Annotated in this window: 11 protein-coding genes; all 11 read left to right on the top strand. The window is 29.5% G+C overall.

Features of this window, described 5'->3' with window-relative positions:
* Positions 1–9 precede the first annotated feature (9 nt).
* Positions 10–1,596, top strand: coding sequence for a class I SAM-dependent DNA methyltransferase (locus WHD07_RS08560; protein WP_343330853.1), 1,587 nt, complete (start codon positions 10–12; stop codon positions 1,594–1,596).
* Positions 1,589–2,806 carry a restriction endonuclease subunit S gene (locus tag WHD07_RS08555; protein WP_343330852.1) on the top strand — a complete coding sequence of 406 codons (1,218 nt, stop codon included), beginning with the start codon at positions 1,589–1,591 and terminating at the stop codon, positions 2,804–2,806. The genes WHD07_RS08560 and WHD07_RS08555 overlap by 8 nt, the downstream gene beginning before the upstream one ends.
* 12 nt (positions 2,807–2,818) lie before the next feature.
* Positions 2,819–4,015 (top strand): PD-(D/E)XK nuclease family protein, encoded by a 1,197-nt coding sequence (locus tag WHD07_RS08550; RefSeq protein ID WP_343330851.1) that lies wholly within the window; start codon positions 2,819–2,821, stop codon positions 4,013–4,015.
* Between the two features lie 12 nt (positions 4,016–4,027).
* Complete coding sequence (rnhA, locus tag WHD07_RS08545; RefSeq protein WP_343330850.1) at positions 4,028–4,729, top strand: ribonuclease HI; 702 nt, start codon at positions 4,028–4,030, stop codon at positions 4,727–4,729.
* A gap of 52 nt (positions 4,730–4,781) precedes the next feature.
* On the top strand, positions 4,782–7,772 hold the full coding sequence (locus tag WHD07_RS08540) for an AAA domain-containing protein (RefSeq protein WP_343330849.1): 2,991 nt from the start codon (positions 4,782–4,784) through the stop codon (positions 7,770–7,772).
* A gap of 36 nt (positions 7,773–7,808) precedes the next feature.
* A complete protein-coding gene (locus tag WHD07_RS08535; protein WP_343330848.1) occupies positions 7,809–11,414 on the top strand; it encodes an EVE domain-containing protein in 3,606 nt (1,201 codons plus the stop codon).
* Positions 11,415–12,656 carry an McrC family protein gene (locus WHD07_RS08530; protein WP_343330847.1) on the top strand — a complete coding sequence of 414 codons (1,242 nt, stop codon included), beginning with the start codon at positions 11,415–11,417 and terminating at the stop codon, positions 12,654–12,656. It abuts the gene before it with no gap.
* An 834-nt stretch (positions 12,657–13,490) separates the two neighbouring features.
* The gene (locus WHD07_RS08525) at positions 13,491–14,621 is read left to right on the top strand and encodes a hypothetical protein (protein WP_343330846.1); all 1,131 of its coding nucleotides are present in this window, start codon (positions 13,491–13,493) and stop codon (positions 14,619–14,621) included.
* A gap of 4 nt (positions 14,622–14,625) precedes the next feature.
* Complete coding sequence (locus WHD07_RS08520; protein WP_343330845.1) at positions 14,626–15,060, top strand: hypothetical protein; 435 nt, start codon at positions 14,626–14,628, stop codon at positions 15,058–15,060.
* A gap of 3 nt (positions 15,061–15,063) precedes the next feature.
* Positions 15,064–16,533, top strand: a complete 1,470-nt coding sequence (locus WHD07_RS08515) for a hypothetical protein (protein ID WP_343330844.1) — start codon at positions 15,064–15,066, stop codon at positions 16,531–16,533.
* A gap of 6 nt (positions 16,534–16,539) precedes the next feature.
* Positions 16,540–19,911, top strand: coding sequence for a hypothetical protein (locus WHD07_RS08510; protein WP_343330843.1), 3,372 nt, complete (start codon positions 16,540–16,542; stop codon positions 19,909–19,911).
* Positions 19,912–19,918: the final 7 nt, after the last annotated feature.

Genomic DNA, 19,918 nt, shown 5'->3' with positions numbered 1-19,918 from the left:
AATACATAAATGAGCATACAAAACAACATAGACAGGATTACAGATATTTTAAGAAGAGACGATGGTATTTCTGGTGCTATGCACTACACAGAGCAAATCTCTTGGATTCTGTTTCTTAAATTTTTAAACGATTACGAAGACAATAAAGCAGACGAGGCTTTTTTAGAAGGTACAGACTATACGTATGTGTTACGTAAAGATTTACGTTGGCATCAATGGGCGTGCCCAAAAGATGAAGCTGGTAAACTAGATGTAAAACGTGCTTTAACAGGAGACGATTTAATAGACTTTGTAAACAATACGTTGTTTCCGTATTTAAAAGCATTTAAAAGCACTACTAATGATCCGAAAACTTTAACTTATAAAATAGGTGCTATTTTTGAGTATTTAGATAACCGTATTGCAAGCGGACATACGTTGCGTGAGGTTTTAGATATTATTGATGCACTAGATTTTCAGAGTAGTGATGAGTTGTTTGAGCTTTCGCAAGTGTACGAAAACCTACTAAAAAGTATGGGAAGCGATGGTGGAAACTCGGGAGAGTTTTACACGCCAAGAGCCATTATTACTGCCATGGTAGAAACCACAGATATTAAAGTGGGTGATACCATTTATGATGGTGCTGTTGGTTCTGGTGGTTTTTTAGTAGAAGCTTTCGATTTTTTAACCAAAGGTGATAAAAAAGAAAAACTATCTGCTGCAGATTGGAAAACCATACAAGACGATACCTTTTTTGGGATGGAAAAAACCAGTTTGGGGTATGTGATGGGGATGATGAATATGATTTTGCATGGTATAGAAAGCCCCAATGTGTATAAAGGCAATACGCTAACTCAAAACATACGTGATTATCAAGAAAAGGACAGACACAATGTTATTTTAGCAAACCCACCATTTGGAGGAAAAGAAAAAAAGCAGATACAACAAAACTTTCCTGTTGAAAGTAACGCAACGGAGATTCTATTTATGCAGCATTTTATGAAAATGCTAAAACTAGAAGGTCGTGCCGCAATTGTAGTACCAGAAGGCGTTTTGTTTCAAACCAATAATGCCTTTACCAAAGTAAAACAAACCTTGTTAGAAAACTTTAATGTGCATACCATTGTGAGTTTGCCAGCAGGTGTGTTTTTACCCTATAGTGGTGTAAAAACCAATATTATCTATTTTGATAGAAAAGGCGCTACTAACAACATTTGGTATTACGATGTAACACCTCCTTACAAACTCACCAAAAACAAACCCATTGCTTACGAGCATATGGCAGAGTTTGTACACTTATTTCACAACCCAAAAGAACGCAACCACACCAATGCCAAATTAAAAGATGCTGTCACCCTGAACGAAAATGTCAGTCTGAGCGCAGTCGAAGACCAAAAGAAGACCAAAACGAATAAGAAAGGAAGCGAAGGCGGGCAATGCAACAACTGGACAGTTAACGTAAAAGACATAAAAGATTACGATTTAAGCGCCAAAAACCCACATAAAGTAGTTGAGGTTATACACCAAAGCCCAAAAGAATTGTTAACTGCTATCAAACAAAACGATAGCCAAATAAATACATTAATGAACCAAATTGAAAGCTTGATTGATGGGTAAATTCAAAGAAACGTTATTTTCAGAAATTTGCGATTTTGAAAACGGAGATCGAGGAAAAAATTATCCATCAAGAACAGCTTATGTAGATAAAGGAATACCTTTTTTTAGTGCTGGAAACATATCTGATAATAAAATAAATGAAAGTTCATTAAATTATATTTCAAAAGAAAGATTTGATTTATTGGGAAGTGGTAAGGTTAGAAAGGGGGATATTCTTTTTTGTTTAAGAGGTTCCTTAGGTAAGTTTGCAGAAATTGAACAAGATATTGATGGAGGAATAGCATCATCATTAGTTATTATAAGACCATGTGATAAAGTAAATTTAGGATTTTTAAAATTGTTTTTAGAAAGTCATTTTTGTTCTGAAATGATTAAAAAATATGATAATGGAACAGCTCAACCAAACCTTTCTGCAGCAAGTCTAAAAAAGTTTAAAATCCCACTTCCACCATTACCAGAACAACAACGTATTGTAGCTAAATTAGATGGTTTGTTTGCCAAAATAAACCAAGCTATTGGTTTGTTAGAAGAAAATATTGCACATACCCAAGCTTTAATGGGGAGTGTTTTGGACAAGGAGTTTGGGCGATTAGCTAAAAAGTATAAAACAAAAACGCTTCCAAATGTTGTTAAAAAGGATAGGCACTCTATAAAAAGAGGTCCTTTTGGTAGTGCTTTGAAAAAAGCTTTTTTCGTTGAAAAAGGATATAAGGTTTACGAACAAAAAAATGCAATTAAAAATGATTTTAGTTTAGGTCACTATTATATTAATGATGAAAAATTTGAGGAATTAAAAGGTTTTCAAGTTGTTCCTGGAGATTTAATCATTAGTTGTTCAGGTACAATTGGAAAAATAGCAATAGCTCCAAAAAATATAAAAAAAGGTATAATCAATCAAGCTTTGTTAAAAATCTCATTAGATAATTCAATTATTTCTAATGATTACTTTACTTATTTCTTTAAGAATTTTGTGAATCAAGGTCAACTAAAAACGAAAGGAGCTGCTATAAAAAATATTGTTTCAGTTAAGGAACTTAAGAAAATTCCATTTGCTTTACCAACTTTAACTGAACAAAGTGAAATAGTTAAAAGTATTAAACAACAAGAAATATTATTTGAATCAGTATTAAAAACCCAAACCCAAAAGCTAACTCATTTAAAAGCCTTAAAGAGCAGTTTGTTAGACCAGGCTTTTAAGGGGGAGTTGTAAAAAAAACATTTTATGGAATATTTAAAATTAGAAAGGCTACTAAATACCTCTAAAAAGATTGTTGATGTACATCTAAAAGAGAAAAAAGAAAAAGGAGAAGACTTTAATGTGTTTTCGATATTGGGTATGGAAACCAATGAAACTAAAACGCACTCTGCAATGTTGGTAGCATTGTTAGACCCAAAAGGGAATCATTATTATGGTGTACAATTCTTAAAGTTGTTTTTAGATGAAATTGGGTATGAGTATGAGGCCTATAATGATGAAGGTTTAAAGCTTGTTAAGATAAAGCCAGAACATCATTTGGGTAAAATTTCTAAAGATTACACAACAGGTGGTTTTATAGATATTTTAATCACTTTTCCTGATGGAAAAGCAATTGCCATAGAAAACAAAATTAATGCAGGAGATCAAAAAAATCAAATGTATAGATATAGTCTATATAAAGGTGGAGATTGTAAATTGTATTATTTAAATAAAACAGGAACACCTCCTTCTAAAAATAGTCTGCTAACTTTAACCGAAGAAGATTATGAAATTATCTCTTATAATCAGCATGTTTTAAATTGGTTATCAAAATGTTTGTCCATCGTTAAAAGTGGATCAATAGTAGAAAATGCAATAAAACAATACCAAATTTTAATAAAAAATCTTACAAATACAATGGCTAAAGAATTAGAAATTAATCTAAATGATTTGATCGTAAAAAATTTATCGGAAGCTAAATACATTCATGCTCATTATGAAAAAGCAGTAGAAAGTATTAGAGAAAAATTAAGAAATGCTATTTGTGAAAAAATAAACAGTATGTCTTTACCTGTGGGGGCATATTTAGGAAATAATACAACTCACGTGTATTCTCAAATCTGGCTAAATTCCGATAATCTTGAAAAAAACAATGTTCTTTTTGGTTTAGAATCCTTTTCGGGAAAAGGAAATAATAACGGTCGTATTTTTATAGGCATATTTGATAGAAAAAATAATTACGATGCTTTAAGAGATGGTGATTTTAGATTAAGTTCTTATTGGCCCTTAGTAGCAGATATTAAAACTCCAGGTAACAATCCTTTAAATTTATCTAGTACCAATACCTTAGAAAAACTAAGTACAGACAAAGGGTATTTTGATGAAATGGTAAATGGTATTGGAAGTCAAGTAAAAGATTTTGCAGATACCTATTATAAATTATTTGCAGAGAAGGTCTTGTAAAAGAGAAATGACATGAAGAAAGCAATACCAGATATAGAATTATTTACAGATGGTGGTGCAGAACCAAATCCGGGTAAAGGTGGTTTTGGAACCATTTTAAAACATAAAGGCAGACAAAAGGAGTTTTTTGCAGGTTATGAGTTTACTACCAATAACAGAATGGAGTTAATGGCTGTAATCTTTGGTTTAGAAAAAATAAATACTAAAGCAAGAGTTACCGTTTATTCAGATTCTAAGTATGTTGTAGATAGTATAGAAAAAGGATGGGCAGTAAATTGGGAAAAGAATAATTGGATTAAAAAGAAAGGTAATTTAGTACTCAATAAGGATTTATGGCAACGATTATTGGCTGTTATAAAAAAACATGAAGTTGTTTTTAATTGGGTAAAAGGGCATGCTGGCCATTTGGAGAACGAACGCTGCGATTATTTGGCAAATTTGGGCATAAACGCAGAAGATAAAATTAAGGATGAAGGGTATTTAGATTACTTAGAACATATTGAAAATTATCAAGAAAAAAGCATAGAAAAAGAAGGTGATTTATGTAGAAAGTGTAATACACCTACAGAGAAAAAAACACCTAAAAAACGCAAGATAAAACCAAACAAATCTTTCTATTATGAGTATTATTTGTCTTGCCCCAATTGTAATGCCATTTATATGGTAGAAGCTGCCAAAAGAATGATACCCACGGAAAATAATTTATTTAAGTAAGCACTTTGTCTAATAACATCTAAATGATCTATTAGAACAAATATCCTAATAAATGATTGACAGAAACATAACTTTAGCAATTGGTAAGGCTATCCGAGAAGGTAAATATCTTAGCATTAAGTACAAAAATAAAAATGGCGAAATTACTCCATTTTGGATTGCGATATTAGATATAAACGCAAACGGAGAACTTTATGTAAACATATTTAATGTTACTAAAGATGAGCCAATTTTAAATGCAAAGATTTTTATTTCAAGTATACAGACCGTTGAAATCTTAAAATTTTCACACTATGATGTTACTGATAAACTGATAGAGAAGATTACCAATGATGAAAGTTTGCAGAGATATGAATTTGACAGGTATAGCAATAATATATTAAACTATTATTTAGAATGCTACAAAGCAAATAATAACCCATTTTTACATAAAAAGCACTTAATTCCAAACGTCGATAGCCATGAGTTAATAAATCAAAACCCTTATCAGTTATCAGATAAACAGCAAAAGCACATCATAAAAGAAATTTATAATAATGATTATAATACATTTTACGATTATGAACTGGCGTTATGCGAATTTTCAATAGACATAGAATCCAGAGGTAAATTTGTAGTCGCATATAGGATGTTATCTTATAATCCTGTTGAGAAACAACTTAAAATAGGATCTAAAATACTTTTCAATTCAGATTTCTACATTAAGGGTACTAAATATTCACTGTCTTATTATACAGATTTAAGCCGAACAGATTTTGAAGCCTTATATCTAAATGATAAAAATGGTACAATAGAACAATTAACAGGTAATTTTAGATTAGGCGAGTTACCTAATACTAGGCCAGAAATTGTTGTTCTTGGATATGCGCAAATTGATATTTCTAATATTTATGATCAAATACACTCCGAACACGCAAAAAAAGAATTAGAAACACCTTTAAAAGCCTTTTTTCAAAACCTTTCATTACTAAGTAGAAAAAATAGAAAAGAGCCTCACATTGTCCTTTATGACGATAATGTCAATATAGATCAACTCCGTACTATTTATAATTCATTAAAATATCCAATTACCTATGTACAGGGGCCGCCAGGAACTGGTAAAACACAAACCATCTTAAATATTGTGGTTAACTGTTTAACCAACAATAAAACCTTATTAATTGCGTCTAACAACAATGTTCCTATTGATGGAATAAAAGATAAATTACATTTAGGGACCTATAGAAATAAAGAGATTCTATTTCCTGTTATTAGATTAGGAAATAACAAATGTACAGCAGAAGCATTAAAAAAAATAAAAGAACTTTATGAGTTCGAAACAAGAGATACGCCCAATGAGAATCTATTATTTAAGTTAAAAGAAAAGTCTAAAGAAAATAACAGAAAATTACTCAGTAGATTAGAAAACTATGAACAGAGGTTAGACATAGAACAAAATTTAGAATTTATTAATGGCTTAATTGCAAAAGGTAAAGATAGCTACTGGCGACTTGAAGAAGAAAAAAAGAAACTAGAAGAACGCTTAAATCAAATTCCAATAACTACCGATGATAATGTTAAAGGAATCTTTGAAATTATTAAAGGGAATTATCAATTACAGCAATTTTTTTATTTTGAGTCTTTAAGATACATAAAACGCTTAAAAACAAAAAAATATAGCGACCTCATTGAAATACTTTATATAGAAGAAGAAAAAACACAAGTAAAGCAATTTAATACATGGATTTCTCTAGACGAGAATTTACAAAATTTCACCAAAGTTTTTCCAATTATTCTTACAACTAACATCTCAAGTCGTAGATTAGGAGATAAGTTTAAATTTGATTTGTTAACAGTGGATGAAGCTGGTCAATGTGATATTGCTACTAGTTTAATACCAATTTCAAAATGTAAAAATATGGTTTTGATCGGAGATACAAACCAATTAAAACCTATTGTTGTTTTTGAAGAGTCAAGAAATGAAGAGTTAATGAGGCAATTTAGAATTGATGAACAATACAATTACTTCCACAATTCAATTCTTTCAGTATACAAACAAATAGACAGTATTTCAAGAGATATACTATTACGTTACCATTATCGCTGTGGAAGGCAGATTATTAACTATTCTAATATGAGGTTTTATGAGAGCAAGTTAAATCTTTCAGAAATCAAAAGAAAAGGTGATTTAAAATTAATAGACGTAAACAATGTAAATCATAAAAATAAAAATTCACAGATAGAAGAAGCCATTGAAATAGTAAATTACATAAAAGAAAACGGATTATCAGATGTCTTTATTATTACACCATTTCGAAATCAGGAAGAAGTTCTAAATCATTATATAAAAGCGGCAATTGCTAATGGGAAAATAGATTCTTCGGTGAGTTGTGGAACAATTCACAAGGTTCAAGGACAGGAGAATAAAACCATTATAATTTCCACTGCAATTTCAAGAAATACAACCTCAAGAACGTACGATTGGATTAAAAATAATAGTCAATTAATAAATGTAGGTGTTACAAGAGCCAAGGAGAATCTAGTTGTAGTAGCTGATAGAAAAGCTATCGATATTTTATCTAGGAAAGATGATGACCTATATGCGTTGATTAATTATGTCGAAAAAAATGGGGCTATTAAAATTTCTGAGAGTATTGCTAATAAATTTACTATTGGTTTTTCTAATAATTCCATTATTGAAGATGAATTCTATAAAACAATGCAACATTATTGCCAAATTAAAGGCACCAAGTTTAAGAGAAACGTTAAGATAGTAGAAGTATTTCCTGAAGAAATGCATAATAAATTAGTAAATAAAAAGGAATTTGATGGTGTTCTTTATGAAAGCAATGTTCCAAAAATAATTTTTGAATTTAACGGAATTGAACATTATCAAAATAAAAGTCGAATACAATCGGATAAAGTGAAAGAGGAGCTATGTCAGTTAAAGCAAATAAAAATGATAACTCTTCCGAATCACTATGCAAAACATTATGAATTTATTCGTGAATTAATTAAAAAATTCAATGGAGATGTTTATCAAAAAACCTTATTCGACTACTAAAATAATCTGTTAATTAAACCCTATTACAAGTCACATATGTTATTTGAAAAAGTAAAACGAGAACACATAATAAAAGGAATTCAAGACTATGAGGAAAAAAGTTATCCAGATGGTTTTGGTCCTTCATTAACGTATGATGTAATTTATAATGATAAAAAATATCCACCTCCTTCAATTATGGCTTATGCATATTACCATGCGGAAGGTAAAAAAGTAGAAAGTAATTTTAAGGTTGGTAAAGGGACAGAGTGTTTTAATGCTTTTGAACGGAATGGATTTATTATTGTAAAAAAAGAGATGAACGAAAAATTATATAAGTTAAAACAAGAGTTTTTAGACTATTGGACTTTAGAGAAGTTACAAAATATGACTCTAGAAGAATATACAGATACTAATAGAGAAAATTCATTTTGTTATTGGTTAGAACATATTACTAGAGATTTAGGAAGTATTGTTGGAGGAAGTTCTTATAAGTTTGGGATATACAAACGAAATAGTAGTGGCGAGGTTAAAGAAGAAAGCAATCGGAACACAGATGGTGAATATGCCTGGTTTAAAAAATATGAAGGAGATAAAAAAGGCAAAGGAGAAGCGTTTGAAACAGTAAAAAGCATCATTATTAAAATTGCGAAGGCAGCACAAAATAATACATTAGAAGTTATTGATACTCTAGATTTAGGTAATGCTTACAAATGGAAAATAGCCTTTTTATATGGTGATTATAATTGTGTAAACATGTTCAAGTTAGATGCGTTGCGTGTGATAGCATCAAATTTAGATATCAAATACAATAACAAAACTCCGATTTCTTATTTTCATAAAGCTATTTTAAAATTAAAACCTCAAGATGATGAGTTTTTTACATATTGTCATGTATTATGGAAAGAATATGAAGAACGCTTAATCGATGTTAAAAAAGACTTTGCCAAATGGTTAAATAAAAACACGTTTGATTCTTACAGAGCTTATTTAGGGTTTACTAATAAAGGTATTGAGAAGAAGCTAGATGAAATCAATAGTTTTTTTGATGACATAGATTTCTTTTTGGTAGACCCAAAGAATGTAAATGGATTGGTAAGTACTATTTTATTCATGATGAGTAAGAAAGAACGTATTAAAAATCCAGATTTTATAGAGTACGATTCTAAAAATAGCAATGGCATACCAAAAGCTATTTTAGGAAAAAATAATTACATCAAATTTCTAACAGAAAAGTTTGATTATATAGCTCCTAATTATTGGATCTTTCAAGGGAATCCGAAGATTTATAATACTATAGGAGCACTAAAATCAGGACATTTAAAAAGTTGGAAAGTAGCAGCACATAAAGAAACAATAGCCATTGGAGATAAAGTTATTATTTGGCAAACAGGAAAAGATGCAGGTTGTTATGCACTTGCTGAGGTTACTTCAGAAGTAGGTGTTTTCGAGGAAGAACAATTTGAGCAACAATACTATATGGATACATCTAATTCTTTAGCTAAAGAACGTGTAAAAATTAAAATTGAACATTCTTTTGCAGATACCCCAATACTATGGAAAGACATTAAAAATAGATCCATTTTTAATAATTTCAAGGCAGGTAACCAAGGCACGAATTTTTCCGCAACTAAAGAAGAATATGAAGAAGTAATGAATTTAATTGATTACAAAAAACAAAGTAGCAATACAAAACTAGATGGTTTAATTCAAGATTACAAAAGCGCTCTAATAAATGATAATTGGTTATATGTTGAGCTGTACAAGTTTGAATGGGCAAATTGGTTGACTGAAAGAGTCAATTTTGATAAGCAAACAGATGAAGAAATTTTAGAGCTATGTTTGGCTTCTCAGAATGAAAATTACACCGATGCTAAAGGAGTACAATTTATTAAACAAGGAGCTAGAGAAAAGCTAAGTAAATATATTGGAATTGAAGATATTAAAATTTTTAGAGATTTTTATAATGGTCTAGAATTAGAAAATATAGATTATTCTAATCGTAATATGAGTTTTCCTATTTTGTCTTGTTGGATGTCTGTTTTAGCCCCTAATTCGATTTTCCCAGCAAGTAGAACTTCATTTGCTGATATTATTAGAAAGGTTTTTGTAATAAAATTAAGAAGTAGTAACATTGATTTTGTCATTAATATGCAAAAACCAATGGAGACAATATGCAATGTTTTATTAGAGGATAAAGAGATTACTGAATTTATTAGTAAAGAATTGGATAAATCAGAATTATCGCAATTAGATTTAAACTGGTTAACTCAAGATTTTTTATTATTTATAGATAGACACCCAAATTTATTAAAGCCAATAACAGAAACTGTTGAAGAGGAAGAAGAACAATATATTATGCTTGATAAAATGCCAACAAATCAAATTCTATACGGCCCTCCAGGAACAGGGAAAACGTATTATTTAAAAGATCAGTTGTTTGATAGATATACGCTTAGGGAAAATGCTATTACCAAAGAAAAGTTTTTTGAAGATAAAATAACGAATTTAACTTGGTGGCAAGTAATAGCAATAGCACTTATTGAAAATGGAACCTCTAAAGTAAATGATATTCTAGAGAATAGATGGGTGAAAACGAAGGCATCGTTATCAGAATCTAAAAATGTGAGAGCTACAATATGGGGAACATTACAAATGCATACGATAATTTCTTCTGAAAATGTAGCGTATAAGCAACGTCAAAACCCATTAATTTTTGATAAGAATAATGATAAAATGTGGCAGTTACTTGAAGAAGAAACAAAAGAGCAGGTTCCTGAAATATATGATATAATAGATGAAGTTAACAATTTTAAAAGCAATAATGAAACGGTTATAAAAAATTACGATTTTGTAACTTTTCATCAATCATTCGCTTATGAAGATTTTATAGAAGGAATCAAACCTGTTTTTCCAGAAACAGAAGAAGAAACTAAAGATTTAGGATACACGATTGAAGAAGGTGTTTTTAAAAAATTGTGTACAAAAGCGAAGAATGATCCTTCAAATAGATATGCTATTTTTATAGATGAAATAAATAGAGGGAATGTTTCTGCTATTTTTGGGGAGTTAATAACGCTTATTGAAACCGATAAACGAAGTGGTGCTAAAAATGAGTTAAGTATTAAGTTACCGTATTCTAAAACAAATTTCAGTGTGCCTTCTAACTTAGATATTTACGGTACCATGAACACAGCAGATAGATCTGTAGAAGCATTAGACACTGCATTAAGACGTCGTTTTGAGTTTAAAGAAATGATGCCAGATTATACCGTTATAGAAAATGAAGAAGTAGATGATATTAAGCTGTCTGAAGTTTTAGAAAAGATAAACGAGCGTATAGAGTTATTAATAGATAGAGATCATGCAATTGGTCATTCGTACTTTTGTAATGTAAATTCAGAAGAAAAACTAGCCAATGCTTTTAATACTAAAATAGTGCCTTTGTTACAAGAGTATTTTTATGGTGATTATGGTAAAATAGGATTGGTGTTAGGGAAAGGATTTGTAGAAAAGAAAAAAAATGATGATATCAATTTTGCTGATTTCTCGTATGAAAATTCAAATGATTTTAAAGCACCTTCATTCCTTTTAAAGCAGGTAAATGAAGATAATGTAATCGATGCAGTTTTATCATTGTTAGGAAAAAAGGAAGCAGAATAATTGATAAGTAATAAGACAATATCGGTTTTTGAACACCAACGTTTATATGTTGGTGAGGAAGGTTTTAGCCAAGTACATTTAGATGCGCTATTAAAACTGAACGAATATCACGATGGTAACTATTTTGAACCTATTGCTAAAGGGATTAAATTTAATCAGTATGTTGGTGTAATTCAGGTAGATGGTTTAACTATTGAGATTCACCCAAAAGCAGATAAAGATGATGCGGATACTAAATGGAAAGGTGTTTTATTAAAAATGTTACAAGCATGCGGAAAGCTAAAAGCATCATCTACTGGAGCAGCGCATGTAAAAAGACAGCATCTTAATTTACTAGAAGTTTATTTTGAATTGTACTTATTAGAAGTAGAAAGCTTGGTTAGAAAAGGTTTGATTAAGAACTATAGAAAGCAAACACAAAATACAAAAGCATTAAAAGGTAAATTAGAATTTGCAGGACATATTCGAAAAAATATAGTTCATAAAGAACGTTTTTATACTACGCATCAAGTGTACGATAGCAATCACTTTTTACATCAAGTATTACAAAAAGCGTTAATTATTGTTACTCAGTTTACAAACGGAACTAGATTACAGGATTTAGCAAACAGAGTGCAGTTAAATTTTCCAGAAGTAGACCAAAAACCTATTACCGAAAAACAACTGAATGAAGTTCTGTTAAATAGAAAATCTGTTGGATATGCGAATTCATTAGAGTTAGCGAGACTAATTATTTTAAATTATTCGCCTGATATTTCAAGCGGAAAAGAAAAGATGTTGTCACTATTATTTGATATGAATGAATTATGGGAAACCTTTGTTTTAAAGCAGTTACAGAAGGCTTGTTTAGGTACTGATATAAAAGTGTCAGGACAAGAATCTAAATCCTTTTGGGGAGGCAATAGTTTAAGACCAGATATTGTATTGCGTAAAGGTTCTCAAAAATTTATAATCGACACAAAATGGAAAAGACCAAAAAACAATACCTCTTCAGTAAGTGATTTACGTCAAATGTATGCGTATTGTCGTTTTTGGGATGCAGAAAAAACCTTGTTACTGTATCCAGGAGAAACTCGAGAAAATAGTTTTAAATCGTACTTAACAGATGATTATGTCTTGGATCAAGAAGAAAATCATTCACAAATAGAGCATCAATGTAAAATGGGCTTTGTTTCTGTTTTAGAGGATGGGGAACTAGATGAGGTTTTAGGCGAGAAGGTGTTGAAATTATTGGTTTTGTGATTAAGAATTAAGTTAATTATAAAGGTTAAGCTAACAACTGTTTACCATATTTAGAATATGGTAAATAAATTACTTACCTACATTCTAAAATAATGGGTATCAACTTACCATTGCTGATGTCATATTTATATGATAGCAAAAGAATATAAAATAGTACTTCCAATATTATAAATCATATTTTTAGTAAAGTAAATTATTATAAAAAAGTAGAAGAATTGTCGGGCATGACAGTTTTATTTTTTCTTATTGTTTAATGGCGAAAGCTAAGCCAAAGGATGAATTAGCTATTTTTTTTTAAAAAAATAATCAACTCTTATTTGTTTGTTACGGAAAGCCGTAATGAACCCACGTCTTATTCATTTAGTTTTGTTTATCCTTCATAAGAATTTAATATTCTATGTGAAGTTTTAGTTTATTTTTTTTGTGGTTTAGGCAATAAGTATTTGAGGATGTTGATTAGCTTTTAAAAGTGTTTTAACTATCAAACTAATTGTATTAATGATGTATTTCTATCTAGATAGTTAGATGTTTTTTTATGATTTAATTAAAGTGAAATTTCTATTGTGTTTTGTGAACTCAATTTTTATAAAAGTTAGATTTAAAATAAAATTATATAATAATAAGCACTGTTTATTAAAAACTGATTGTATGAAAAAAACTTACCAAATATTAACTGTTCTCTTTTTTTACCTATTTATTAGCACTAGTTGTAAACGGGATAAGCAAATTAATCGAACAACAAATAAGAATGTTACCAATAAGTTAATCAATAAGAAAGTTGAGCAAAAGGTAAATATCACAGAAGTCAACTTCTATTTTGAAAATTCATTGAGCATGAATGGATATTTAAATGGAGATAATTTTCAGCAAACTGTTAGAAGAATATTACTTAATGCAGATGGGGATAGTCTTTCTACATATTTTGTAAATACAAAAGAATATTCGCAAACCAATCTTAAAGATAAAATTGCTAATAAAAAGATTGCGACAACAGGAATAGGGAATTCTGATCACAAATTTATTTTTACCAATGCAATTAAAAATGCCAAAGGGAATAATTTAAGTATTGTTATTACTGATGGAATTTATTCCATGAAAGATGGGAATATTGCTTTAGTAGAGATTGATATAGAAGATGCTTTTAAAAAAGCACTTAAGTACAATGAATTAGAAACGGTGGTTCTAAAAATGACATCGAACTTTAAAGGTAGATATTATTCAGAAAGTTGTAAGAAAAAAGGAGGCACACAGATAGATCTAGAAAGACCTTATTATATCATTTTGTTCGGAAACAAAGCAGTCATAAATAAAGCTCTTAATGAAATTGTAATTATTAAAGATTTAGAAGGGTATAAAGAACAAGCTAGGTTTTTAATTACAAAAGATTTAAAAGTAAATTATTCAGTACTTACAAAAGGAGAAGAGAAGCAAGGAGATTATACCGTAAAGAGATCCAGTCAATTATATAATGTAACAGAGATTGAAGATGCTGAGAAATTTACAAAAAGTGGATTACTGCTTAAAGATAGATATTTACAATTTGGTGTTGCGGTAGATTATTCTAGTCTTTCTATTCCTAGTAACTATTTAATAAATCCTTTAAATTATTCTATTGAAAATAATACAGGTTATAAAGTCGATGAAATAAAAACCATTGCAGATTTATCAAAAAATAGTCACACCTACAAATGGATTCAGAACCTGAATAAAAAAGGAAATATGAATTTTACTCATATTGTAGTCGTAAAAGCTAAGTCAAAAATATACGGAGACCTTAAAGTGAATTTAGATATAAATTTTCCATCATGGATTTCTAAAACTGGCTCTGAGAATGATTGTGAAATAAAAGAGGACAGTTCTTCTACATTTGCTTTTGATCGGTTAATGAATGGTATCTCAAAAGCTTATGAAAAAGTAAATAATAAAAATAATTTTTTTGAATTAAAAATAAATATTAAAGCTTAATAAAATGATGAATGAAATTGTAGCAACCCTTTATGACCGATTGTTTGATTGGAATACCTATCAAGAGTTATCTGGTATGGTGTTTAATAATCAAGATTATGGTAAACTAGGATGGGTGTTAATCATAGTTCCTATCCTTACATTGACTGTTTTTTATAAGTTTTGGGACCCAGTTAGTAGTTCTAAGTTAAAATGGTTTTTATCCTTACTATTGGTAATGATAATATCATACACAGGAACATCAATTATACTTTATAATAACTTTGAGATTATTCAATATATTGGAAATTATACGGGTGAAAGTGGTGAGCCAAGTGCAGATTATTTTATTTTCCAAATGAGTGTAATCACGTTGGTTTATGCGCTTGTATTATCGATTATTTTATCAGTAATTCCATTCAGACTAGTAAGTACTAATAATAGATATAACCCTTTTTAAATTATGGCAAAATTATATGTTTTCGGAATTGGAGGAACTGGTTCTAGAGTAATAAAAGCGTTAACAATGTTGTTAGCTTCTGGAGTAAAATTAGAAAATAACTTTGATACAGTTGTGCCAATTATAATTGATCCAGATACCGCAAATGGAGATTTGAATAGAACTGCAGATATTTTAACAAAATATCAAAATATTGTAAGTAAAGCAGGTAGTGAAAACGATCTGTTTGGAACTAAAATAAAGACACTGATTCAGCTTACAAATGAAAATAGTCCGAATTTAAGTAACAATTTTAAGTTTGGTATAGATGGTAGTGGTCAAGAATTTGGTCAATCTATAGATTATAATGGTTTAGATGATGAAAATAAAGCACTAATTGATTTGCTATTTAGCGAAGAAAATATTAAGGCAGACATGACTGTTGGTTTCAAAGGAAACCCTAATATAGGAAGTGTTGTTCTAAATAAAATTGTAGATTCTGATGAGTATAAAGAATTTTCAAATTCTTTTAATCAAGGAGACGCAATCTTTATTATCAGTTCCATTTTTGGAGGAACAGGAGCCTCTGGGTTTCCTTTGTTATTAAAAAACTTAAGAATTAATGATACTAATAGACATAATTCTGATATAATTAGTAAGTCAACTATTGGAGCCATATCTTATTTACCATACTTTAAAGTGTCTGATGGTAATAATGATGAAAAAGAGATTGATTCTACCACATTTTTTGGAAAAGCAAAAGCAGCATTAAGTTATTATGAACATGCTATTTTTAATAACAAGGATATGTTGAATTCATTTTATCATATCGGTGACATAGCTAATAACAATATGAAATATGCAGAAGGAAAGGCAGATCAAAAAAATGATGCACATTTTGTTGAATTGGCAGGGGCATTGGCTATTGTTGATTTTGTGAAGAGTGTACCTGTTATTTCTCAAAATAACCAAATTACAATTAAAGAGTTTGGGGTAGAAGATGGTGGCACAAAATTGAAATTTGACAGTTTAGGGCAGGACGCTAAGGATAAGCTAAGAGTACCGTTGTCTAAAATGTACTTGTTTGATAAGTTTATTGAAAAATCTATGGATGAGTTATTGAAATCTCCAGGAAAGTATAATGGTGAAAGTGGTATTGAGAAAGACTTTTATAATTCAGATTTTTATAAAATAGAATTCATTCCATTTTTAAATTATTTTAAAAAATGGATGGATGAGATGCAAACGAATGAAATCTCATTTACTCCTTTTCATGAAAATCAAGATCATGATTCCTTGTTAGATTTTATAATAGGAAACGAAGTTTCCCGTGGAAGTACATTTTCGAGAAACAGAGCTAAAGGAGACCTTTTGATTAGAAGTGCGCATAAATTAGTGAATGGAGGGAAACTTAATAACATAAGAGAAGAAGAACGTTTTATTAAAGTATTTGATAGCATTTTAACAGAACAACTTAATAACATTCTAAATTAATAAAAGATGGGAAAGAAAGTTTTTAGAATACATAATCAAGGTGCTTTAATTAACGATTGGTTTGCATCAACACCAATTAATGCAGCATTAATAGATAGTATAGATACAGATGGTGGAAATGGTAAGAAGTTACCAACATCTATTCCAAGTCCATTCGCGAGAATTGATCTAGTTAGAACAGCATTTAACATTATTGGAAATAGTGGTCAATTAGATGGAATTGAAAAGATGGGGAAGGCTGTAGCCTCAGACAATCATAAGTTAATTTCAGATGCTTTAGATATCGGACAGATTATATTTAATTACGATAAATACAAAGACGATTTAGAGTTTATTGCATGGGATAAAACAACAAGTTTAAGTAAGTTGTTAAGTGGGAATGAACAACAGAGACATTTAGGCAATACGCTCGACTTGTTTTTAAAACAAGATGCTCTTCAATATAATTTTAATGATTTTGATAAAATTTATATAATAAAATACAAACATATAATTATTGGAGGTACATCTCCAAGAACCTTGTTTTTTGCCGCTCCCAACGCAACGGAGATTGATATTAAGTTTGGAAATGACACGATGCTCGATGAAGGTTTACATCCTTTATATAAAAGAGATAAAGAATATGTAAAGTATTTGTACGCATTATCTAAAACGACTAATTTTAATTCTAAATTCCCTGAGTTTAACAGCTATTTAATAAAGTCTTTTGAAGAGATTCATAGTATAGATGGGGCTTTTTACAATGAGTTAATGAATATTAATACTGACCAGTACTTAGACTCTTTGCCTAATGTGTTTTTTAACGGGAAAGTAGGACAACCTATAGAGGTGATTAGAGGATTGTTGTTAAAACAATATGTATTAGATCCTATAAAAATTCAAGATAATAGTGATTTAACCATTGTAACAACCAAAGTAAATGAAGGGTATAAACCATTGGTTTTACCTGTTGAGCCATTAAATTTAAGATATAAATATACTTTAGATTCATGGAATGCTACTACAATTGTTCCTGTAGAAGATTCTAGACCTTTATCTAAAAGAACATTGCCAGAACAAGGAGATTTGTATCCTTATTTAACAATGAATGACTTTTTAGCAAATACGATTATTAAGTTACCTTATGAAATAGATAAGGGTAAGTTTTTTACTGTTGGAGAAAATAAATACTTATTACCACTTACAAAAAGATTTTTTGATTATTTCAGTGTTGATGATATTTTAAATAAAAATATGATTGAGCTAAATTCTAGAGCTGGAGATAGTGTAGAGATAAAAATTAATATACCAATTAAAAAGGGAGTTATTCAGTATTCAAAAATTTATTACCCTAATGATGCTACTGATCCTAAAAAAGGTAAAATTGTAGAAAAGCCATTTGCTTTTTCTATTTACCCATTTGTTTTTAGTGAGGAAGTAGATATTACGTATGCTTTAGGATTAGCAGATGTAATGCCAGAAAATGGGAATACCTTAAATTTGAAGGTGTTTAATTCCAAACAAAAGAATGAAAGTGTTTCTGTACATCAAAAACAAAGATCAGTAGTTCCATACATAACTACACAGACTATTGTGGAAGATCGTTTCGACACAATTTTAATTAAATATGGAGATTATGAGAATTATTTAATTCCAACTTGGTCAAACTATAATGGAAAGGGTGGTGATGATTACGAGTTTTCAATTGATTTTGGAACGACAAATTCTCATATAGAATATAAAATTGAAGGTCAGGGAAGTGAAAAAGCATTTGATATTTCGGAAAAAGACATGCAAATAGCTTTTTTAATGCCTAATGATACTCCTAAAAGAAGTGAAGCGATAAGAACTATCTTAGATGGAGAATCACATTTAAAACAAGAAGTAATAAGTAAGTATTTTGGTGAAAATGAATTGCGAAACGCACCTTTTAGAACCTGTTTAGTTCAGAATAAGGATGTAAACTATAGCATGCCTACATTTGTTTTTGCAGATGCCAATGCTGCTTTTGATTATGAAAAAGTGGCTATTAGAAAATACTTAAAGGCTTTTACAGATTTAAAATGGGCCAATAATAAAGTAGAGGATAATGCAAGGTTAGCACATTATATTGAAGAACTTTTATTGTTATGTAAAGGGAAGGTGTTAAGTAACAATGGAAACATTAGTAACACTAAAGTTACCTGGTTTTATCCTGTAAGTATGTCTTCTGCACATTTAGGAAGGTTAAGAAAAATATGGCAAAAGAGCTTTAAAAAAGTTTTTGGAAATAGCATAAATGAAAACAATTTAATTGATTATCCTGAAAGTGTAGCTCCTTTTTATTATTACAAAGCAAAAGAAGGTCTAATGGCAATGGCAAGACCATCAGTGTCAATTGATATTGGAGGTGGAACTACGGACATTATGATATATGCAGATGGAGAGCCTAAATTAATTTCTTCATTTAGATTTGCTGGAAACTCCATTTTTGGAGATGGATTTAACGGGAATATTAATAGTAATGGTTTTGTAAATAAATATTATTCGGAGTTTAAAGATATTTTAATTCAAAATGATCTAAAAGCTGAGGTAGAAATTTTAGAAAAATTATTTAATGAAAATCAAACATCACAAGATTTAATCAATTTTTTCTTTTCATTAGATGAAAATAAAAACATAAAAGATAAGAAATTAAATAATCTAAATTTTTCTGAAAAATTAGCAGGAGATAGTGATTTGAAGATTATCTTTTTGTTGTTCTATTCGTCTATTATTTATCATATAGCTGAATTAATGAAGGCTAAAAATTTAGAAGCCCCACGAAATATTGTATTCAGTGGTACAGGGTCAAAAACAATCCAAATTTTAGATCAAGACACAAAAAAATATAGCTCATTAAAAAGACTTTTTGAAGCTATCTTTAATAATGTTTTTAAAGAGGATGATGTAAACATTATTGTTAAAGGAAGTGATAATCCTAAAGAAGTGACTTGTAAAGGAGGTTTCTATATGGATAGTAAAATAGATAACCTAAATCACACAGAATTGATAGAGGTAAATGTAGGGAGCAAGGAAACTGTTATTCAAAAGTTAAACACAGTATCACAAACTACAATTAAATATAAAGATTTATCTAAAGATTACTTGAAAGGTGTTGTTAACAATGTAGAAGAGTTTTATAAGCTTTTTAATAAATTAATGACAGAACTCAATTTTAAAGACAGTTTTGATATTTCTAATAAATCTGTAGAAAAATTTAACAAAATAAAATCATTAGATCTTCTAGATTATGAAATGCAAGGTATCGAAAACTTAAAATCAGATTCAACTGAAGAAGATCCATTGGGTGAAACCTTATTCTTTTTTCCTCTTATTGGGAAGTTGAATGAATTAGCAAATGAAATTAGTAACGAATAATCAATTG

The organism is Polaribacter staleyi, assembly GCF_038024045.1.
GTDB lineage: Bacteria > Bacteroidota > Bacteroidia > Flavobacteriales > Flavobacteriaceae > Polaribacter > Polaribacter butkevichii.
The sequence above is the reverse complement of the archived record's forward strand: the minus strand, read 5'-3'. Positions and strand labels throughout refer to the sequence as shown.

Bases quoted from the DNA above. Each gene is read 5' to 3' on its own strand.
- WHD07_RS08560 (WP_343330853.1), top strand. From the start codon at position 10: ATGAGCATACAAAACAACATAGACAGGATTACAGATATTTTAAGAAGA.
- WHD07_RS08555 (WP_343330852.1), top strand. From the start codon at position 1,589: ATGGGTAAATTCAAAGAAACGTTATTTTCAGAAATTTGCGATTTTGAA.
- WHD07_RS08550 (WP_343330851.1), top strand. From the start codon at position 2,819: ATGGAATATTTAAAATTAGAAAGGCTACTAAATACCTCTAAAAAGATT.
- rnhA (WP_343330850.1), top strand. From the start codon at position 4,028: ATGAAGAAAGCAATACCAGATATAGAATTATTTACAGATGGTGGTGCA.
- WHD07_RS08540 (WP_343330849.1), top strand. From the start codon at position 4,782: ATGATTGACAGAAACATAACTTTAGCAATTGGTAAGGCTATCCGAGAA.
- WHD07_RS08535 (WP_343330848.1), top strand. From the start codon at position 7,809: ATGTTATTTGAAAAAGTAAAACGAGAACACATAATAAAAGGAATTCAA.
- WHD07_RS08525 (WP_343330846.1), top strand. From the start codon at position 13,491: ATGAATGGATATTTAAATGGAGATAATTTTCAGCAAACTGTTAGAAGA.
- WHD07_RS08520 (WP_343330845.1), top strand. From the start codon at position 14,626: ATGATGAATGAAATTGTAGCAACCCTTTATGACCGATTGTTTGATTGG.
- WHD07_RS08515 (WP_343330844.1), top strand. From the start codon at position 15,064: ATGGCAAAATTATATGTTTTCGGAATTGGAGGAACTGGTTCTAGAGTA.
- WHD07_RS08510 (WP_343330843.1), top strand. From the start codon at position 16,540: ATGGGAAAGAAAGTTTTTAGAATACATAATCAAGGTGCTTTAATTAAC.